At 52.8% G+C, this 18315-nt stretch carries 15 protein-coding genes and 1 tRNA gene; 8 read left to right on the top strand and 8 right to left on the bottom strand.

From position 1 onward, the window contains the following. Window positions 1-88 precede the first annotated feature (88 nt). Genes ABWO75_RS04980 through ABWO75_RS04965 form a run of 4 tightly spaced genes read right to left on the bottom strand, consistent with a single transcriptional unit; the run spans window position 89 to window position 3332 of the window. Entirely contained in the window at window positions 89-1081 is a 993-nt protein-coding gene (locus ABWO75_RS04980; RefSeq protein WP_353183177.1) for a YihY/virulence factor BrkB family protein, read from the bottom strand. Window positions 1082-1086: 5 nt separating this feature from the next. Then, a complete protein-coding gene (locus ABWO75_RS04975; protein ID WP_353183175.1) occupies window positions 1087-1494 on the bottom strand; it encodes an acyl-CoA thioesterase in 408 nt (135 codons plus the stop codon). Beyond that, window positions 1494-2540, bottom strand: coding sequence for an endolytic transglycosylase MltG (gene mltG, locus ABWO75_RS04970; protein ID WP_353183173.1), 1047 nt, complete (start codon window positions 2538-2540; stop codon window positions 1494-1496). The genes ABWO75_RS04975 and mltG overlap by 1 nt, the downstream gene beginning before the upstream one ends. A gap of 33 nt (window positions 2541-2573) precedes the next feature. Beyond that, a complete protein-coding gene (locus ABWO75_RS04965; protein ID WP_353183171.1) occupies window positions 2574-3332 on the bottom strand; it encodes a PASTA domain-containing protein in 759 nt (252 codons plus the stop codon). 199 nt (window positions 3333-3531) lie between these two features. Between ABWO75_RS04965 and ABWO75_RS04960 the strand changes: the two genes are divergently transcribed. Further along, window positions 3532-4545: a D-alanine--D-alanine ligase gene (locus ABWO75_RS04960; RefSeq protein WP_353183169.1), complete on the top strand. Its 1014-nt coding sequence runs from the start codon at window positions 3532-3534 to the stop codon at window positions 4543-4545. Here ABWO75_RS04960 and ABWO75_RS04955 read toward each other — a convergent pair. Continuing rightward, on the bottom strand, window positions 4542-10139 hold the full coding sequence (locus tag ABWO75_RS04955) for an alpha-2-macroglobulin family protein (RefSeq protein ID WP_353183167.1): 5598 nt from the start codon (window positions 10137-10139) through the stop codon (window positions 4542-4544). The two genes, ABWO75_RS04960 and ABWO75_RS04955, sit on opposite strands and share 4 nt — an antisense overlap. A 97-nt stretch (window positions 10140-10236) precedes the next feature. Continuing rightward, window positions 10237-11160 (bottom strand): helix-turn-helix transcriptional regulator, encoded by a 924-nt coding sequence (locus tag ABWO75_RS04950; RefSeq protein WP_353183165.1) that lies wholly within the window; start codon window positions 11158-11160, stop codon window positions 10237-10239. Window positions 11161-11389: 229 nt separating this feature from the next. Between ABWO75_RS04950 and ABWO75_RS04945 the strand changes: the two genes are divergently transcribed. Further along, window positions 11390-11638, top strand: a complete 249-nt coding sequence (locus ABWO75_RS04945; protein ID WP_353183163.1) for a hypothetical protein — start codon at window positions 11390-11392, stop codon at window positions 11636-11638. Here the strand turns inward: ABWO75_RS04945 and ABWO75_RS04940 are convergent. Next, window positions 11633-12481: an alpha/beta fold hydrolase gene (locus ABWO75_RS04940; protein WP_353183161.1), complete on the bottom strand. Its 849-nt coding sequence runs from the start codon at window positions 12479-12481 to the stop codon at window positions 11633-11635. The genes ABWO75_RS04945 and ABWO75_RS04940 overlap by 6 nt on opposite strands. Before the next feature lie 156 nt (window positions 12482-12637). Between ABWO75_RS04940 and ABWO75_RS04935 the strand changes: the two genes are divergently transcribed. The 3 genes from ABWO75_RS04935 to obgE all read left to right on the top strand — a co-directional run bounded on the left by ABWO75_RS04935 (window position 12638) and on the right by obgE (window position 14377). Continuing rightward, window positions 12638-12711: transfer RNA gene (locus ABWO75_RS04935), tRNA-Arg, on the top strand. 66 nt (window positions 12712-12777) lie between these two features. Then, a complete protein-coding gene (locus ABWO75_RS04930; protein ID WP_353183159.1) occupies window positions 12778-13353 on the top strand; it encodes an adenylate kinase in 576 nt (191 codons plus the stop codon). Window positions 13354-13378: 25 nt separating this feature from the next. Continuing rightward, window positions 13379-14377: a GTPase ObgE gene (gene obgE / locus ABWO75_RS04925; RefSeq protein ID WP_353183157.1), complete on the top strand. Its 999-nt coding sequence runs from the start codon at window positions 13379-13381 to the stop codon at window positions 14375-14377. A 3-nt stretch (window positions 14378-14380) separates the two neighbouring features. Here obgE and panB read toward each other — a convergent pair whose 3' ends face one another. Next, window positions 14381-15196 (bottom strand): 3-methyl-2-oxobutanoate hydroxymethyltransferase, encoded by an 816-nt coding sequence (gene panB / locus ABWO75_RS04920; RefSeq protein ID WP_353183155.1) that lies wholly within the window; start codon window positions 15194-15196, stop codon window positions 14381-14383. A gap of 168 nt (window positions 15197-15364) precedes the next feature. On the opposite strand from panB, the gene ABWO75_RS04915 reads away from it, so the two are divergent. From ABWO75_RS04915 to prpC, 3 genes are read left to right on the top strand one after another with little or no spacing between them, the layout of a single operon-like run. Then, window positions 15365-16198, top strand: coding sequence for a universal stress protein (locus tag ABWO75_RS04915; protein WP_353183153.1), 834 nt, complete (start codon window positions 15365-15367; stop codon window positions 16196-16198). After that, window positions 16198-17124 (top strand): methylisocitrate lyase, encoded by a 927-nt coding sequence (prpB, locus tag ABWO75_RS04910; protein WP_353183151.1) that lies wholly within the window; start codon window positions 16198-16200, stop codon window positions 17122-17124. Before ABWO75_RS04915 ends, prpB begins: the two co-directional genes overlap by 1 nt. A gap of 30 nt (window positions 17125-17154) precedes the next feature. After that, the gene (gene prpC, locus ABWO75_RS04905; RefSeq protein WP_353183149.1) at window positions 17155-18312 is read left to right on the top strand and encodes a bifunctional 2-methylcitrate synthase/citrate synthase; all 1158 of its coding nucleotides are present in this window, start codon (window positions 17155-17157) and stop codon (window positions 18310-18312) included. Window positions 18313-18315 lie beyond the last annotated feature (3 nt).

Below are 18315 nucleotides of genomic sequence, written 5' to 3'. Positions count from 1 at the left end.
GAATAACTGCCAACGGATACCCGTAAACACGCCGAGGCAGGCCCATTTGGAATGCAACGGAGGGCAATCGTCCGTGATCCGCCGATCATTAGTGGGTTTTATGTTCCTGGGCAGCCTGCTGACTCGCTTTGAACGTGTTGTAATTCCGGGGTTTGACGATTTTAATGCTTTGTTTGGACAGCGCGATGGCGGCATTTAATTCAAAACCGACCAGTAGGATCAGGGAGTTCAGGTAAATCCAGATCATGATCACAATGAGTGTACCGATGGAGCCGTAGAGTTTGTTATACGTGCCGAACTGGTTGATGTAAAATGCGAAGCCCGAGAAGGTAAGAATGGCCAATATGGTCGCCAGCATGGCGCCCGGACTGAAAAATTTCCACCGTCTTGATGATGCAGGTCCGAATTTATATAGGATGCTGACCGTAAGAAAGTAAATCCCGAATAAGATTAGCCATCGCGAAGCAGCAATAACAAAACCCCAGAAAGCCGCATTGATATGGATGTTTTCACGGAGATACCCGATGATGTATCCAGCGGCGGTAAATATGGTCATGCCGATAGCCAATGCAATGATGATCATGATGGTTAACCCAATGGCTACCACTCGCTGGCGCCCCCAGCTGCGGCTTTCCCTGACCAGGGAAGCCTTATTGAAGGCCAGCATCAGCGAACCCACCCCGTTCGTGGCAAAGAAGGTCGCCAGGATAAAACCGACCGACAGGAGCCCGCTGTTCTGGTTCCGCACGATGTCCTCGAGCGTAGTCTCCACAGCAAGGAAAGCATTATGGGGCATAACGACTTCAATGAAATCAAGCAGTTTTTCCTGGAAATTCGTGATGGGGATGTAGGGGATCAGCGTAAATAAAAAAATGATTCCCGGAAAAATGGCCAGCATAAAATTATAGGCCAGTGAAGAAGCCTTGTTGAGAATTGATTCCCGGGCAATTTCCTGAAAAAAAAAGGTGGCAACGGTATACAGCGGTAGGGAGCCGAAACCGGGAAGCACCACGACCTTCGTCCACTCCAAAAATTGATAGTAGGGTTTGAATTTCAGTAAATTGCGGTGTGCCCAACTCATGTTTGTTATCCAAAATAGGGTTGCAGGCGTTCGGTAAAATCTGCGGGTGCCCTGCAGGGCTTATTGCGCTTCATGTCGATGAAGGCCAGCGTCGTATTGCCGGTATTGATCAGTTCGCCTGCTTCGTTAAACAATTCATAGTCAAATGCGATTTTTACAGTCGGCATTTCCCTTAAATGCACCCGGATCACCAGCTCCTCATCGTATCTGGCCGGCTTGATAAACCGGGTTTGCATCTCCAGCACAGGAAGCATGACGCCGCCCGTCTCCAGTGCCTTGTATGATGTGCCGAGGCTACGCATCATTTCTACGCGGCCGATCTCATAATAGGTAGCATAATTGCCGTAATAAACATAACCCATCTGGTCGGTTTCCGCATATCGAACCCTTACTTTTGTTTCAAAGGTAAACATTAGCGTTTGATATTTCGTTCATTGAGGGCCTGCTGGAACCGCCGGGCGTTGACGTTATGCTCGGCCTGCGTTACCGCGAAATTGTGGTAGCCCGAAAAGTCTTCTTTCGCACACATATACAGGTAGTCGTGCTTCTGATAATTGAGTACGGCATCGATGGACGCGATACTGGGCATCATAATGGGGCCGGGGGGGAGGCCGGTGTATTTATATGTGTTGTAGGGCGAATCCAGGGCCAGGTGTCGATACAATACCCGCCTGATGGTAAAATCATTGGCGGCAAAAATGACTGTAGGGTCGGCCTGCAACAGCATGCCCCGGTGCAGCCGGTTGATGTATAGCCCGGCGATCGTGGGCATTTCGGCGACGTGAAGGGCTTCACCCTTGACGATCGCAGCCAGCGTGCTGACTTCCGAAGGGGTGAGGTTCAGGCTGGCCGCTTTTGCCCGTCGTCCATCGTCCCAGAATTTGTTGTACTCCGTAGCCATCCGGTCGATGAAGCCTTCCGCAGAGGTATTCCAGTACACCTCATACGTGTTGGGGATGAACATGCTGAAAAAATCCTGGGTGGTAAACCCGTATTTCGCCGCTACACTGTCGCTGTTAAGCAGGTTAATAAACGCCAGGGAATCCGGTTCCAGCTGGCTGGCCAGCAGCGCCGCGAAATTTTCCTTTAACCGAACGTTTGCGAACCGCAATTGCACCGGATCCTGAAACCCGCCGCCTAACTTATTGATTAACGTACGGTTGTTTGTGCCGGGTTCCAGCTTATACCTACCGGCTTTGACCCGGCCGGGGTAATCCATTTTTTCAGCCGCCCAGCGGAAAGATGCGGTATCCTGCACGATTCCGAGCTGGCCCATGCTGGCTATGAGGTCTTCAAAGTCCCAGCCGGAATGAACATACAGGTATGTTTCCCTGTCGGTGACGTTGGGTGCAAAAAAACGCTGGTAAAACTTAAATGCAATAAAGCCGCCGACTGCAACAGCGACGATCAGCACGGCTACGCTGATCTTGACAATATTCCCTTTCTTTTTTTCTCCCATATGACTGATTTGGTTGGGGCTCCTTATTGGTGATTATTGGTTGGTCAGTGCCACGTTAACGGGCGTTCCGATGCTTACCCGGGGATTTTCCGGTGTGGGGGTCTGCGATACGATGACCGCGGAGAGGCTGTCCACCACGGGACCCATGTAGTTGATTGCGCCGAGCGTCAGTGATACGCCCCGGAGGGCGAACCGCGCCTGTTCCAGGGTTAGTCCGGTTAGGTCGGGTACCTGCACTTCATTGGCTCCCCGGCCGTCGCCCAACACCAGGTCGATGATCGATCCCTTGGGAATGGGTCGTCCGGCATTTAGCTTTTCCCCGCCGAATTTGACATCCAGCACCACGTCGCGTGCAATGTCCGGAATATAGGTGGTGTCACCCAGTTTGAGGCCGTAGCTGTTGAGCATCGCCCGGGCTTCGATGAACGTTTTTTCCACAAGGTCCGGAAACGCAACTTCGGGCGCCGTACGCGTGATGATCGTCAGGTACAGCGTCCGGTTTTCTTTTACCTTGGTATTGGGATCCGGGTCCTGCTCAATCACCAGTCCGGGTCGTGCGTCCATCTGGTATACCGAATCCAGGTCGTACGAGAAACCCTGTGACTCGAGCTTCTCTACCGCCTCGTTGATCAGCATGCCCTTGAGCTGCGGCACGAGTATCGATTCGTCATACCGTGTATACTGCCTGAGCCCGAAAAAGATGACTAAAAAGAAGGCAACCAAGGCAATAAGTGCCGCAATAAGGGTTTTCCTGAAGGTTTCCGTTCTTAGGTATTGGAAGAATTTATTCATATCAAATCCTGCATTGTCGATTTATCCGATACATCCGTATCGCGTATGTCATAGCAATATTAACGCCATAATTTATCATCCACCGGGCACCCCGTGCCTGCCGGCTGCATATCCTGAAAATTTCCAGCTGATCGGTCCGGATCCCTGCTTGCATATCAAAATGAGTTTAGCTATGTTTGCCTGAACTCAACGAACGACCATGCGCACAAAAATAGCATTAATTACCGGTGGATACACGGCCGAGGCCGAAGTTTCTTTGAAAAGCGCCGAATTTGTCGGCCGGCAGCTTGATGCTTCCCGATACGACGTATATCCGGTCGTGATTGCACCCGATGGCTGGTTTCATCCGGCGGAAAACGGAGAAAAATATCCGGTAAACCGTGAAAATTTCACCCTATCCGTTGCTGGCCATACCATCCGTTTTGATGTGGCGTTCATCATGGTTCATGGATCGCCCGGCGAAGACGGCCGTCTTCAGGGATACCTGGACCTGATTGGACTGCCCTATACATCGTGCGACACGCTGACCTCGGCACTGACCATGAACAAAGCGTATACGAAAGCCGTGCTTAACGGCATCCCTGAGCTGCACCTGGCCAAATCCGTACAGCTGTTTGATGCGCAGCGCAGCGAGGCGACAGCATTGTTGAGCGGACTGGCATTACCCTACTTCGTAAAGCCGAACGCCGGGGGCAGCAGTATCGGGATGAGCAAGGTAACGGCGAGCGACCAACTGGAAGCAGCGGTGGAAAAAGCATTCAATGCCGCGAATACCGGAAGACAGGTCATTGTGGAGGAATTTGTGGAAGGCCGCGAGTTTTCCGTCGGCATTTACCGCCGCGCCGGGGAACTGGTGGTGCTGCCGGTAACAGAGGTAATCACCGATCGGGAGTTTTTCGATTTTGAGGCCAAATATTCACCGGGCCTGACCAAAGAGGTAACCCCTGCCGACCTTAGCCCGGAACAGCGCGAGCGGGTGGAACAAATTGTGAAGGCCATTTACCTGCGGCTGAACTGCAAAGGCATGGTGCGTGTAGACTTTTTCCTCCACCGCGGCACGGACCGGTTTTACTTCATCGAGATCAATACCATTCCCGGGCAGACCGCTCAAAGCTTTATCCCCCAGCAGGTGCGTGCGGCCGGCATGAAGGAATCCGCCTTCTACGGCGAGCTCATTGAGCAGGCATTGAAGGCCGCCGCTGACGTGGCCTAATGCTGCTCGGGAGTTACCGCTACCCAGCTGCCGGTGGTTGACGCACTTATGCGGTTGTCGTACATGGCCTCTGCATGTACCGGTGGCAGAAAATACCGGCCGGTATAAGATGCATTCAACAACACGCGGTAGGTCAGTGTTTCCTGCTGCTGGATATTGAAATAAGTAAGCACACGGTCGTCGCGGATGTCGCGGTACGTTGCCGGGGCACTTTGCAAAGCCGTATCGTTGTCGCTGAGCCTGGTATTGATAATTTCCCATCCCGAAGGGAAAATCTGCGTCAGTGCCACCTGTTCATACGTACCCATGTTTCCCGTGTTTTTGAGTGTCACAACTGCAACGAAATCCGTGCCCTGTGTCAGTTGGGCGGGGTTAATGACCTCACCCTGGGGCGTGGTATACCGTACCGTCATGGAAAGCCGTTCGGGATGATTGTCCAGCGGCGGGTTTTCACCCGGGGGCAGTTGGCCTTCGCGGATCACGCGGATATACAGTGTCTTGTCGCCCGGATTCCGGATGGCTATCCGGTTGTTCGGGTTAGCTGCGTCGAGCGTAATCCGGTGGAGGTATGTTTCCATTTCAACCGGCGTATTCTTGCCGTTCAGTGTATAGGTAAAACTGTTCTTGCCGGTTGCACCGCCACCGAATTTGGCAATGGCCAGCAGGGCGTAGGCAGTGGTCTGCGTGCTGTACCAGTTTTCGTTACCCAGACTGGCGGCCACGGCCAGCAGCACCTTTTCCGCCTCCTGCTTCCGGCCCATCAGCTCCAGTGTTTCCAGGATCATGGCCTGGTCGCGCAGGTTGGATCCGAACGTATAGCCGGCGTGGTCATACGGTTTGGATGACGTGCTCCGGCCTTTGATCAGCTGACCGGCGACGATGCCCTGGCCTGCCAGTTGATATGCCGCAGCCAGGCGCCATGCGGCTTCATCCGACAGGTAGGGGAATTCCTTCAGCCGGTTCATGGCTCCCATTTCAGGTACCTTAGCCCGGGCAAGCAGGTACAGCCGGTAGGCTTGTACGAGGTCGCCGCCCCGCCAGTTGTACTGACTGGGCGCCCATTGCTGCGCCATGCGCTGCTGGTACCGTTTCCATGCGTCGAGCATGCCGGCCGGGACAGCATATCCCTTGTCCTGGGCCTCCAGCAGGAAGTGGCCCGCGTAATTTGTACTCCATTCATCGGCATCGCTGGCACCAGGCCAGTAGCCGAAACCGCCCGGGGGCAATTGGTATCCCCGTATCCGGTTGATACCGGCTTTGATGTTGCGGTCCACCGCACGTTTCTGGTCTGCTGTCAACGCCGTCAGCCGGTCGATCATCAGCTGCGGGAATACGCCCGACGTTACCTGTTCGAGGCAGCCGTGTGGATACCGGATCAGGTAGCTCAGCCGTTTGGTCAGGTTAATCGGCGGGAGTGTGGATACTTCGACCATCATGCTGTTGCCGTCTCCCGGGCCCAGCGGCTTAATCTCCTGCTGCCAGTCGGACCCGCCCTTAACCGTCGACTCACTGACGGCGGTAACGAACGGGTTGGGGTTACGGATGTCGATTTCCACTTCGTAAACTGCCGTTTCATTGCCGCTTTTGGCAACCGCTCTGATTTTGCCGACCCCGGTGCTGTTGCCGGCGCTGACGGTGGCATAGGCCATTTTCTCGCCCGGTTCGGCAAACGAAACCGTTTGTTTGGCGTCTGTAACTGACAGGCCGCCACCGGCAGTTACCTGCAGCTGTACCTGTTTAATGCGGTCTTCCATCGCAAAGACCGTCAGGGGCAGTTTAAATGTTTCCCCGGGGCCGACTACCCGGGGAAGCGTAGCCAGCAGCATCAGCGGTTTCTTTACCGCCACGGCTTTTTCAGCGAACCCATAGGCTCCGTCCTGACCGGCCACAACCATCGCCCGCACCGATCCGACATATTGGGGCAGCGTGAATTCGTGGGTATTTTTGCCTCCTTTGCGGAGTGTGAAAGGACCCAGGAATTTGACCACCGGATTGAAACGGTTGGCTTTCGCCGGATTTACGTTCCGGTTGATGTCACCGTCGCCGCCAATACTGAGAATCCGCTCCAGGTCGCCGCCCCATGCTCCGATGACCTGATCGAACAGATCCCACGACTTTACGCCCAGCGCTTCGCGGGCGTAAAAGCTTGCGTGCGGATCGGGGGTCTTAAACCGCGTGAGGTCAAGCAGCCCTTCGTCTACGATCGCGATGGTATAGGTCATGGCCTTGCCCCCCGTTTCCGTTACTGTGATGTTTGATTTCGTTTCCGGGCGTAGTGTTTCCGCGATATCGATCCGGGGTTTCAGCTGGGTTTTCGGATTTTCTACAATCAGCGGTATTACACCGTACATCCGGATGGGCAGGTCATTTGCGGTCTGTGCATGCGGTTGCAGCAGGGTCACGTTTACGAACAGATTAGGTGCCATGGCTTCTTCCACTTTGAACCGGTGTATTGTTTGTCCCTTTTTGGTATCGATCCACCAGCTCCGGAGCACCCGGCTGCCATTTTCGAGACTGATCAGTCCGCGCCCCCCCTCAGATGAAGGGATGGTCAGGGTTACCTCGTCGCCCACGCGGTATTGCGCCTTGTCCGACGTGAACGAAAGCATGGAAGCTTCCGTAGGATTGTTCTGCTGTTCGCGCTGTGCCCATCCGGGCCAGTCGACATACAGCGTCTTGCCGGACGCGTGTCCGCTCTCGGGGTCTACTACACGGATCAGGTAGCGCCCCCAGTCCGGATAGTTGACACGGAGGTTCCATTTGCCGGTTCCATTCCGTACAGTAATGGTTTCTTTTTTGAGCAGCTGGTTGTATTTGTCCTGTGTGAAATTGCCCAGGTATTCTCCTTCCTGATTCCACCACCATTGCCAGCGGATTTTGTAAAACTCGACCTGTACGCGTCGGTTTCCGCTGATCCGCTTGCCGTTGGCATCTGCAATGACAATGCTTACCTCATGGTCTTTATCGGTAAGCAGCATGCCCGATAGGCGGTCGCCCTCGGGCGTACGGATGCCGACATAGCTGTTGTACGGACTGTAAGGCATGCTCACGTTGTCGATGCTGAAGTTACCGCCCGGCTCGAACACCCGCGTGGTGAAACTGGCCCGCAGCATACCCGGCGCGTTATTGACCGCCGAAATATCCGAAGAGAACGCAGCCTTTCCCTGTTCGTTCAGCGTGCCGTCGAACAGCACCTGGCTTTCTGTTGCGTAAGCACGTGTAGGATCGTCAAACGTATACGATTTGAAATCCGGAAACTCCGTTTTCATGGGCGACACTGTGGCCTCCACACGGGCTTTCAGGTTCCGGCCGCTGGCTCCGAACAGCCAGTTTGCCGATAAGCCGATGTTGGTATCGGTGCCTTTGCCCAGTATTTTTTTATTGCCGAAATCGAGGGTGAGCTTAAGCCGGTTTGGCATTACCGTTTCGATTTTCAGCGTTTTCTGGAATGTTGCGCCACCCACATTGATCTTGGCCAGCCAATTGCCGGTGGGTGCGGTGCTTTCGGTGTTGGTAAGGAAGGTGTAAAACCCGTTGGTATGTTTGGATTCGACAAGGCGTTTGCTCAATTGTCCCTTGGGATTATACAGTTCAAACGTAACCGGATGCCCTTCGGGTAAATTAGCCGAAAGGTCTTCCATGATGAATCCGATATACAGCGAATCGCCCGGTCGCCACACCCCGCGCTCGCCGTAAATAAAGCCTTTGATGCCTTTCTGAACAACATCGCCCCCCACGTCGAACCGGCTGAGAGGAAGTGCGGCACCGTCGTCTAATTTAAGGTAGCCCCGTTCATCCCGGCGGGATGCAATCAGCATAAACGGTTTGCGGGATACGTCGAAACGTGCAAAACCTTCGTTATCGGTGGTCGCCGTCTGGATCACCTGCTGCTGGTAGTCGAGTACCTTGACTTCGACACCTGCCATCGGCTGTGCCGTGAGGATATCCGTTGCCACCACCGTCATGCTGTTGTCGTTGCCCCCTTTGACGATCAGGCCGATATTGGATGCCAGCATGTCGCGGCTGGCCCATCGATCCGTCGTATAATAGGAGCTGTGGCAGGGGTTGTCGCGTTCATCCCAATCGTAATCGTATGGATAATAGCTGTTATAGCGTGCCCAGAATTCGTCGTCTTCATCAATATTATCGGCATAATAGCTGCCCTGATACGCTTCCTCGGCCTCCCGGATGGCCTCCATGTCCTGATCGCTGCAGGGATAGATGGAATAACTTTGCCGGAAACCGATAAGTACCCGGTAGATAGCCCCTGGTTCCGTCTTAAGGAGGTGATCGATATCCAGCGAAAACCGGTTTTTTCGCCGCAGGTTGACACTCTTGTCGGTGTCAAGCGCGATGGTCGTCTGTACTACGGGCTTAGCGACCCTGCGTAATTCGTATTTGCTGTCGTAGGTGTTCTGGAAATACTGCGGTACGTTGTTTTCAAAGATCTTGACAATGGTTACATCCACCGCCCGCAGGTTGACCGCTTCAAAGGGCATGGTCAGCCGGTCGGAACCCGGCAGTATGGTACCCATACCCGGTATGCTTACCGCGGGCAGCCTGTTTTCGAAATTTATGTTGGCCGCATAAGCCGTACTGATTTTCTGGGAATTGATGTTTTCCACCCCTTCATTGATGGCAATGGAATAACTGCCTTCAAGTAAATCAGGTGCATATACTTTTACCTCACTGCCATCAATGGTATAGCGGGTGTCATTCGTTTCACTGATCTGGATGAGGCCATCGAGGTTCTGGGCAACCAGCAGGGGATCGGAGAACTGCACCAATACATACTGTTCCGGTTCGTGCACGGCACGGACATCCAGTACCTTGAAATCGCCCAAGCGGGGTACTTCAATTTCCTTTTTGCTTTGCTTTTCGGACCTTATTGGCCGGCCATCGATTGCCAGCATCAGCTTAGTGGCCTGTTTGCCGCGGACAAGTGAATCAATCGTAAATGTCGCAGTACGCGACCCGGGCTGGTGCTGCCAGCTGATGGCTGTCGCTTTGCCGCCATAGGTGGCATTTACGATTTTCTCCACCGCTGCCGGTTCCTCCACATCCGCAAGCAGTACTGTTCCGGTAAATTTCATCCGGTCGGTCGAGTTACCGGTCTGTGCTTTCAGGCCGTCGAATTCGACAAGGTAAGATGGCGCAATGATCTTAAAATCAAACGTAAACTGCTTAAGCGCTTCGCTGACGTCGGCCACCTGGTCCAACTGAAAGGTTGCGACATACGTTTCTCCGGGTTCGAACGGCTTGTCCGGCCGGAATTCAACGGTACGTGCATCTATCCAATACGTTTTGCCCTTGACCGAAGGACTCAGGTCGAAAAGTTTGCGGCTTTCCTCCTGATTGGGCTGGTGCAGGGTATTAACCTGCGTGGCCAGCCGTACCCGCACCGTACCTTCGCGGGAGATCACCCCGGTAGTGTACCCTTCGATGTATTTGGCAAAGGCCGTATTGCCTGCGTTTACCGTATCGGCCTGGCTGTATTTCCATATCGTAAAGATGGCCGCCGCGATGACCACCGCTGCAGCGGCAGCCGTGATCAGGATGTTTTTGCGCGGGATAGGTAGCGGAGTATTACTCATGGTAGTGGATTATAGCTAAGCGAATGTACTGTAATTTAGGGGGAAATGGTAACAGCCGGTGGCAGGAAAATGAAAATCACGGATTTCCGGGATACCTTTAGGCCTTGAGCTTGCTGGGCAGGTAACCGAAATGCCGTTTAAATGCTTTGGTAAAATTATACGGATCGCTGTATCCCAGGGAATAGGCAACCTCAAACACAGGGGAGGAGGTATCGGTGAGCAGCTTGTGCGCATGTCGCATCCGCAGATTGGACAGGTACTCGAAAACCGTAACGCCGAAAAGCGCTTTGAATCCTTTTTTGAGTTTAAAGTCATTCAGTCCTGTTGCCTGGCAGATGTTCCGCAGGCTGATGGGATGCAGCATGTTGGCCTCCACATATTCCCGGGCCATGTACAGTTGTTCCTTTTCACGCGATGACAGGGTGCTTTTTTTCAGGGAGGTCATGGACTCCGCCTGCTGTGCCTGCGAAAGAAACAGCTCCGCAATCTTCGATTCATAAAACAGCTGTTTCATCTGGCCGCGGTAAACACAGTGCTGTAATTCGCTGACGATGGCTGCCTGCTGCGGTGTGATCGGAAGCGGTTGGGGTGCGATATCGGCTTCCTCATTCCGATTTACCTTATTCCAGAACTGCTCCAGGCAATTCAGGTCATCCAGCATAAACCGCCTGAAAAAAGGAGCAGTCATGCTCACCCCAAAACTGTTGATCCGCTGGCCCCGTATGGAGTAATTGCCTTCAAAATAAGGAGAAAAACTGAGGATATGCTGATTGGTCTGGAGGGTTGTTAAGCTGGCATTCCGCCTGTCTTCCCCCATGCAGATACCTTCAAAGGAAAAATACATGGTCAATGTGGGCTCTTTGTAGCAGTCGCTTACGGAAAGCCATTGGTGCCGTTGGCTGCTGACTGAAAAAATCTCCAGGCCACCGAGTGAAAGATGAACATCAGCGTTTAAATCATTCGGATTCTCAATGAAGAGATTTGTAAGATTGGCCTGCAGGAAATCAAGGTAGGCTTCCATATCGTACCATTAATGTGACATAATCTGCAACACAAAATTAAATTTTAATCGGACATCGGTATAAAAAGGAGTGTAAATTTTTGCTATTCCACAAATAACCAATCGATTATAATTTTTGGCGGGTTTTTAATCCGTCTTGAACGGGCGATGGTACAGTTTACTTTTTCATCTTTGGCCTGCACCGCTGACTTCGGTCCGGCCGGTCACCTGACTATCAAAACTGCATCGCATGAATAGTGTATATATGAGACCTTCTCCCGACGGAAAGACGATGATTACCATATTCCGCACGGATGTAGCCGAGCGGCAGCAGGCGCAATTTATTATTAACGAACTGCAGCAACGGTTCCCCGGCGCGCGGTTTTCTTTTGACCTGTGGGACTGTGACCGGGTCTTCCGTATGGAAGCCACGGATGACATCGTCGGGGCAGTAGTCCGTTTTTTTAACGATGAAGGATTGCTATGCGAAATTCTATAGTCCGCTACCCGGCAGCGCCAGCCGCGCCAGGTAATCGTTCATCGCCCGGTTGAACTGCGCCTCATCTTCCAGGTTGGGTAAGTGGCCGCACTCCGGTATTTCAACAAACGTGACATCCGGAATGTGCTGCACGAGTATTTCGGCCTGTTCACGCGTCGTCAGGGTATCTTCCGCACCGCGGATAACCAGCACCGGAACCGGTATTGTTTTTAAGCTTTCTGTGGTATCGGTACGCGAGGCCAGCGCCAATAACGTGGCGCATATGGCGCTTTCCACATTCCTGCGGATGCTGCTTTTGATCAGATCTACTGCTTCAGGGTTTTCGGCCAGGCTTTTCTGTGAAAATACATTGTTGACAAAACCGATGGAGAACGCGCGTTTCCCGTTCTTCAGCACCGACTGGATTGTATCAAACCGCTTCTGTTTGGCCGCGTTATTGTCGGCAAGTGAGTTGGTGTCGGACAGGATGAGGCCTGAAATGGATTCCGGTTGGATTTCATAGGCCCGCAAGGCAATGTAGCCGCCCATGGAAACGCCGCATAACACGGCTTTTCCGATGTTTATTTTCCGCATAAAAACCAACAGGTCTTTGGCAAACACGTCGATACTGAAGAAACCATGACCAATGGTGCTGTTGCCGTGGCCCCGTACGTCTATCGCGATCCCCGTGATGTGCGGTGGCAGTGCCGACAGCTGGGAGCGCCACATGTTTTTATTGAAGGGGAAACCGTGGATGAAAAGCACGGTGTTTTCCGGGTGGGTACCTTCCCGGATCAGGTAGCTTATGCTGATGTCGCCAATGCGGATTCGTTTTCTTTTGATCAGTTCTTCGTGGTTTGCCATATGGGAAGCAACAATATAGTAGTCAATAAGTTTTGAGCTTTTAAAGATAATAAAGTAACGGTATTTGTGGGCATATACAGGGGAATTGGGTATTTTTTCTAAAAATATTTCAGATATACCAATCTGATTTCTATCTTTGCAAACCGATTCGGGAATGCGCTTGTAGCTTAACTGGATAGAGCACCTGACTACGGATCAGGAGGTTAGGGGTTCGACTCCCTTCAAGCGCACATGTTTCACCCCAATAGCCTAATCTGAATCCGATTAGGCTATTATTTTTTACACTTGTATTTACTATGCTAAACCTTGTTTTATTTGGCCCTCCGGGAGCAGGGAAAGGTACCCAGTCACAGAAGCTGATTGATCACTATCAACTGGTTCATATTTCAACGGGCGACCTTTTCAGGGCGCACATTGGCAATCAGACCGAATTGGGCCAACGGGTCAGCAAGTTAATTGCCGATGGAGAGTTGGTGCCTGATTCCGTTACCATCGCGATGCTGGAGGAAGAAATCGGTAAGCACCCGCAGGCAAAAGGCTTTATTTTTGATGGATTTCCCCGCACGGTGGCGCAGGCCGAGGCGCTGGATAAATTCCTGGAAAGTAAGCAGACCGGCATTACCGGTGTTGTTGCGCTTGACGTGACTGAGGAAGAGCTGACCACCCGCATTGCGAAACGCAAAGCCATCAGTAACCGGGCGGATGATGATGCGGAAAAATTGAAAAAACGGATTGAAGAGTATTTCGGTAAAACCGTTCATGTGCTTCCGTATTACGAGCAACAGGGTAAACTGACCAAGGTTAATGGCATCGGCGATATCGAGGTAATTTTCGACGCGATAAAAAGCGTAGTGGATACCTGGAAGCAGTAAAAAAACGCCTGAAACTGAATAGCAAATGGCCCAGGGCTCGAATTTTGTAGATTACGTAAAGGTATGCTGCCGCTCGGGCCATGGCGGCGGCGGCTCTGCCCATTTGCACCGCGACAAGTTTACGGCAAAGGGTGGTCCCGATGGTGGCGACGGCGGGAGAGGGGGGCACATCATCCTGAAGGGAAGCAGCCAGCTCTGGACCCTGCTCCACCTGAAATACCGCAAGCATATCATTGCCGAAGGCGGCCAACCCGGCGGCAGTGCGCTCAGGCACGGTGCCAACGGCAAGGACGAGGTGCTGGAGGTGCCGCTGGGTACCGTGGCGCGTGATGCGGAAACCAACGAAATGCTGTTTGAGATTACCGTCGACGGTGAAACAAAGGTGTTGACCGCCGGTGGGCGCGGCGGACTGGGAAACTGGCACTTTAAAAGCCCGACACAGCAGACGCCCCGTTTCGCCCAGCCCGGTGAACCCGGTAGGGAAGAATGGATTATTCTGGAGTTGAAAGTGTTGGCCGACGTAGGCCTGGTAGGTTTTCCCAATGTGGGGAAGTCGACCCTGCTCTCGGTGGTTTCCGCTGCAAAGCCCGAAATTGCAGATTATCCTTTTACCACGCTGGTGCCTAACCTGGGGATTGTGTCGTACCGCGACAATAAGTCGTTTGTTATGGCCGACATTCCCGGGATTATCGAAGGGGCTTCCCAGGGCAAGGGACTGGGGCACCGTTTTCTCCGCCATATTGAACGGAACTCCGTACTGCTCTTTATGGTTCCCGCGGATACCAACCGGACCATTGCCGAAGAATACGAGGTGCTGCTGAAAGAACTGATTGCATTTAATCCGGAGCTGAAAGACAAACCCCGTATTTTGGCCATTACGAAGTCCGACCTGCTGGATGATGAGTTGCAGGAAGCCCTGAAACAGGAAATCCCGAAAGGCATACCCAGCATTTTCATTTCAGCGGTTTCCAATAAAAATATTGCCCAGCTGAAAGACCTGATCTGGCAGGCGATTAACGGTTAACGGTTAATACTGCTCCTTTTCGTTGGGAAATTCCGCATGCTTCACATCGGCAATGTACCGCGTCACAGCGCCGCTGATTTCATCAAATAAATTGAGGTATTGCCGAAGGAATTTCGGCTTAAAGTCCTGGTTGATGCCCAGCATATCATGCACAACCAGCACCTGGCCATCGCAGGCAGCGCCGGCACCGATTCCAATAGTGGGAATTGTCAGGTCGCGTGTAACCTCGGCAGCCAGCTTCGCAGGTATTTTTTCGAGCACCACGCCGAAACAGCCGGCGTCTTCAAGCAGTCGGGCGTCCGATTTTAATTTCTCGGCCTCCGCTTCCTCTTTGGCGCGTACCGTGTAGGTGCCGAATTTGTAAATGGACTGCGGGGTAAGTCCCAGGTGCCCCATGACCGGGATGCCGGCATCCACAATCCGTTTAACGGTGTCACTGATTTCAATACCGCCCTCCACTTTTAACGCGTGGGCGCCGCTTTCCTTCATCACCCGGACAGCCGCCTTCAACGCATCGCTGCTGTCGCCCTGGTAGGTGCCGAAGGGCAAATCTACCACAACTAACGATCGCTTTGCTGCCCGCACCACCGCGGAAGCATGATAAAGCATTTCATCCAGTGTGATGGGAACCGTGGTTTCGTATCCGGCCATGACATTGGCAGCAGAGTCGCCAACAAGGATGACATCGATGCCAGCCTGGTCCAATATCCTTGCCATGGAGTAGTCGTATCCCGTGAGTACGGCAATTTTTTCACCCCGCACTTTCATTTCACGGATGCTGTGGGTGGTGATGCGCTTGATTTCTTTATTTACGGACATGTGATTCCTTGATTTACGGATATGATGCAAACCTAAAAAAAAATCCGCTATTTGCCGTGAGCCGTGATTAACCGGATGCATCTTTTTCCGGCATCCGGGATTTGCCGGCTGCCGGATTGTGTAATTCATCCTGAAATACGTATCTTACACGAACTATTGAGAACGCCTATGAAAACAATACTGATCCCTACGGATTTTTCCAAAAACGCCTTTGTTGCCGCTGAATATGGCTGTGCGCTGGCCGCCGCATCAGGACAGCGGGTATTGCTCCTGCATGTGTATATTGCCCTGTATTCGGGATATAAGGAAGAGGGCAGCAGCGTAAAGCAAATCAAATGGGCGGAGAGTGAATCAGCGAAGGAAATGGAAAATATTGTAAAAACCCTGAAGAAACAATTTCCGGACGTAACGATTGAAGGCGAATACGTGAAGGGTTTTATGATTGATGTGGTAACCCAAAAGCTGAAAGACGGTCCGTTTTCATTGGTGGTTATGGGAACTAAGGGGGTGTCTAATGTTGCGGAGAGTATATTGGGCAGCACCACTTATGAAGTCATCAAGAAATCGCCGATTCCGGTGCTGGTAGTGCCGACGGATACCCCTGATTTTGCGTTTAAAAATGCCGGGTTTTTTACCGATTATAACGACAGTGAACTGGATGCGCTGCTTACGTTCAGCCGGAGTATCCCGCTGAATCCGAAATTGTCAGTATTGCATTTTTATACGGATGGCGAGCACCGGGATGCCACGGAGAAGTCGTTATCCAAATGGGAACGGAAAGTGCGTGCCGCTTTTCCGGACGGAAACTTCACTTTTAAGGCGGTCCAGGTCGATAAGGTGGATATAAATGCCGTAAGTGCGGCAGCGACCGACGAGCAGCTGGATCTGCTGATCTTTACGCGCCCTCACAGGACATTTTTTCATACGATATTTGCACCAAGTCTCACCAAAGCGGTAGCGGGTTATTCCACGGCAATTCCGTCGCTGTTCATCCGTGCCTAATGACCTCGAATATGCATACCCAAAAGAATAATAACATAACGGATCATCAGCAGTCGGCCGGCGCCCGCTGGCGGGTGGCTATCGCCGGGGAAAACCCGCTGCAGATCGTGGGCGCTGTCAATGCCAACCACGCGTTGCTGGCAACCCAGGCCGGATTCCGGGCGATTTACCTGTCCGGGGGTGGGGTAGCGGCAGGATCACTGGGGGTGCCGGACCTGGGAATAACGACGTTGCAGGACGTGCTTATTGACGTGGAACGCATCACGAACGTGTGCGATACCCCGCTGCTGGTGGATGCCGATACCGGCTTTGGCCCTTCGGCTTTCAATGTTGCCCGTACGGTTAGGGCCTTAATCAAGGCCGGTGCGGCGGCGATGCATATCGAAGACCAGGTAGGGGCCAAACGCTGCGGACACCGCCCAAACAAGGAACTGGTGAGCAAACAGGAAATGGCCGACCGGCTGAAAGCCGCGGTGGATGCCCGTACCGATGCGCAGTTCGCCATTGGCGCCCGCACTGATGCGTTGGCTAACGAGGGGCTGGATCGTACGCTGGAACGCGCCGTTGCTTATGCGGCGGCTGGAGCCGATTTTATTTTTGCGGAGGCAGTAAGTGACCTCACGCAATACCGCGCTTTTGCGGATGCCACAGGGCTTCCCGTGCTGGCGAACATTACGGAATTCGGGATGACACCCTTATGGACTGTTACGGAATTGGCCGCAGCGGGGGTAGCGTTGGTACTGTACCCGTTATCGGCATTCCGCGCAGCTAATCAGGCCGCATCGACTGTATATAGCCATATCCGCAAAGACGGTACACAGCAACAGGTGCTGGATAGCATGCAAACCCGCTCGGCACTTTACGAAAGTATCGGCTACCATCGCTTTGAAAAAAAACTGGACGAGCTGTATGGGAATGACGGCTGATGGGATCGGTGATATTTAAAATGGAAATTTATGGATAAAAAGCATCAGGATACCGGGTTTAAACCAAAAAAATCGGTGGCGCTTTCGGGCGTTCCTGCCGGCAACACTGCGTTGTGCACCGTTGGAAAAAGTGGTAATGACCTGCATTACCGGGGATATGACATCCTTGATCTTGCGGAGTCGGCATCCTTTGAAGAGGTCGCGTACCTGCTGATCCACGAGAAATTACCGAACAAAGCGCAGTTCCAAGCGTATCGGGAGAAACTCCGTTCACTGCGCGGATTGCCCCAGATTGCTAAAAATGTACTGGAACAAATCCGTGCGGCTGCCCATCCGATGGACGTGCTGCGCACGTATACCTCGATACTGGGTACCATTTACCCGGAAAAAGACGATCATAATCCGGTGGCAGCCCGCGATATCGCGGATAAGCTGCTGGCTTCGTACGCTTCCGCGCTGCTGTATTGGTATCATTATGCGCATAACGGCAAACGTATTGATGTGGAAACGGACGATGAAACCATCGGTGGCCATTTTCTGCACCTGCTGCACGGTAGAGCGCCGGATGCGGCATGGAGCAGGGCCATGGAGGTATCGTTGAATTTATATGCCGAACATGAGTTTAACGCCTCTACATTTACCGGCCGCGTCATCGCCGGTACAGGCGCGGATATTTATTCGTGCATCACCGGAAGCATAGGCGCGCTGCGGGGCCCTAAACATGGTGGAGCCAACGAAGTAGCCTATGAAATCCAGAGCCGGTATGCGAGTGCGGAGGAGGCGGAAGCAGATGTCAGGTTACGATTGGAACGCCGGGAGATCATCATCGGCTTTGGCCATCCGGTTTACACGGTAGCCGATCCGCGGAATCAGGTGATCAAAAAGGTGGCCAAGCAGCTTTCGGAAGCGGCGGGTGACATGACGCTGTTCGACGTAGCGGAGCGACTGGAAAAACTGATGTGGGAGGAAAAAAATATGTTCCCGAACCTGGACTGGTTTTCGGCGGTTTCGTATCACCTGATGGGTATTCCGACGGCTTTTTTTACACCGCTCTTTGTTATTTCACGCGTAACAGGCTGGAGCGCGCATGTCATGGAACAGCGGCAGGATGGTAAGATTATCCGTCCGAGCGCCAATTATACCGGGCCGGATAACCGGGAATTCATACCCATTGACCTGCGGCAATAAACC

Source organism: Parapedobacter lycopersici (genome assembly GCF_040395035.1).
GTDB classification, from domain to species: domain Bacteria; phylum Bacteroidota; class Bacteroidia; order Sphingobacteriales; family Sphingobacteriaceae; genus Parapedobacter; species Parapedobacter lycopersici_A.
Note: the sequence above shows the minus strand (reverse complement) of the source record. Positions and strands in the feature narration are given on the sequence as shown.

Excerpts from the sequence above, each read along its gene's own strand:
- ABWO75_RS04940 (WP_353183161.1), bottom strand. The coding sequence starts at position 12,481 with ATGGCAAACCACGAAGAACTGATCAAAAGAAAACGAATCCGCATTGGC.
- prpB (WP_353183151.1), top strand. The coding sequence starts at position 16,198 with ATGACCTCGAATATGCATACCCAAAAGAATAATAACATAACGGATCAT.
- prpC (WP_353183149.1), top strand. The coding sequence starts at position 17,155 with ATGGATAAAAAGCATCAGGATACCGGGTTTAAACCAAAAAAATCGGTG.
- panB (WP_353183155.1), bottom strand. The coding sequence starts at position 15,196 with ATGTCCGTAAATAAAGAAATCAAGCGCATCACCACCCACAGCATCCGT.
- ABWO75_RS04915 (WP_353183153.1), top strand. The coding sequence starts at position 15,365 with ATGAAAACAATACTGATCCCTACGGATTTTTCCAAAAACGCCTTTGTT.
- ABWO75_RS04975 (WP_353183175.1), bottom strand. The coding sequence starts at position 1,494 with ATGTTTACCTTTGAAACAAAAGTAAGGGTTCGATATGCGGAAACCGAC.
- ABWO75_RS04945 (WP_353183163.1), top strand. The coding sequence starts at position 11,390 with ATGAATAGTGTATATATGAGACCTTCTCCCGACGGAAAGACGATGATT.
- ABWO75_RS04965 (WP_353183171.1), bottom strand. The coding sequence starts at position 3,332 with ATGAATAAATTCTTCCAATACCTAAGAACGGAAACCTTCAGGAAAACC.
- ABWO75_RS04930 (WP_353183159.1), top strand. The coding sequence starts at position 12,778 with ATGCTAAACCTTGTTTTATTTGGCCCTCCGGGAGCAGGGAAAGGTACC.
- obgE (WP_353183157.1), top strand. The coding sequence starts at position 13,379 with ATGGCCCAGGGCTCGAATTTTGTAGATTACGTAAAGGTATGCTGCCGC.
- ABWO75_RS04955 (WP_353183167.1), bottom strand. The coding sequence starts at position 10,139 with ATGAGTAATACTCCGCTACCTATCCCGCGCAAAAACATCCTGATCACG.
- ABWO75_RS04960 (WP_353183169.1), top strand. The coding sequence starts at position 3,532 with ATGCGCACAAAAATAGCATTAATTACCGGTGGATACACGGCCGAGGCC.
- ABWO75_RS04950 (WP_353183165.1), bottom strand. The coding sequence starts at position 11,160 with ATGGAAGCCTACCTTGATTTCCTGCAGGCCAATCTTACAAATCTCTTC.
- mltG (WP_353183173.1), bottom strand. The coding sequence starts at position 2,540 with ATGGGAGAAAAAAAGAAAGGGAATATTGTCAAGATCAGCGTAGCCGTG.
- ABWO75_RS04980 (WP_353183177.1), bottom strand. The coding sequence starts at position 1,081 with ATGAGTTGGGCACACCGCAATTTACTGAAATTCAAACCCTACTATCAA.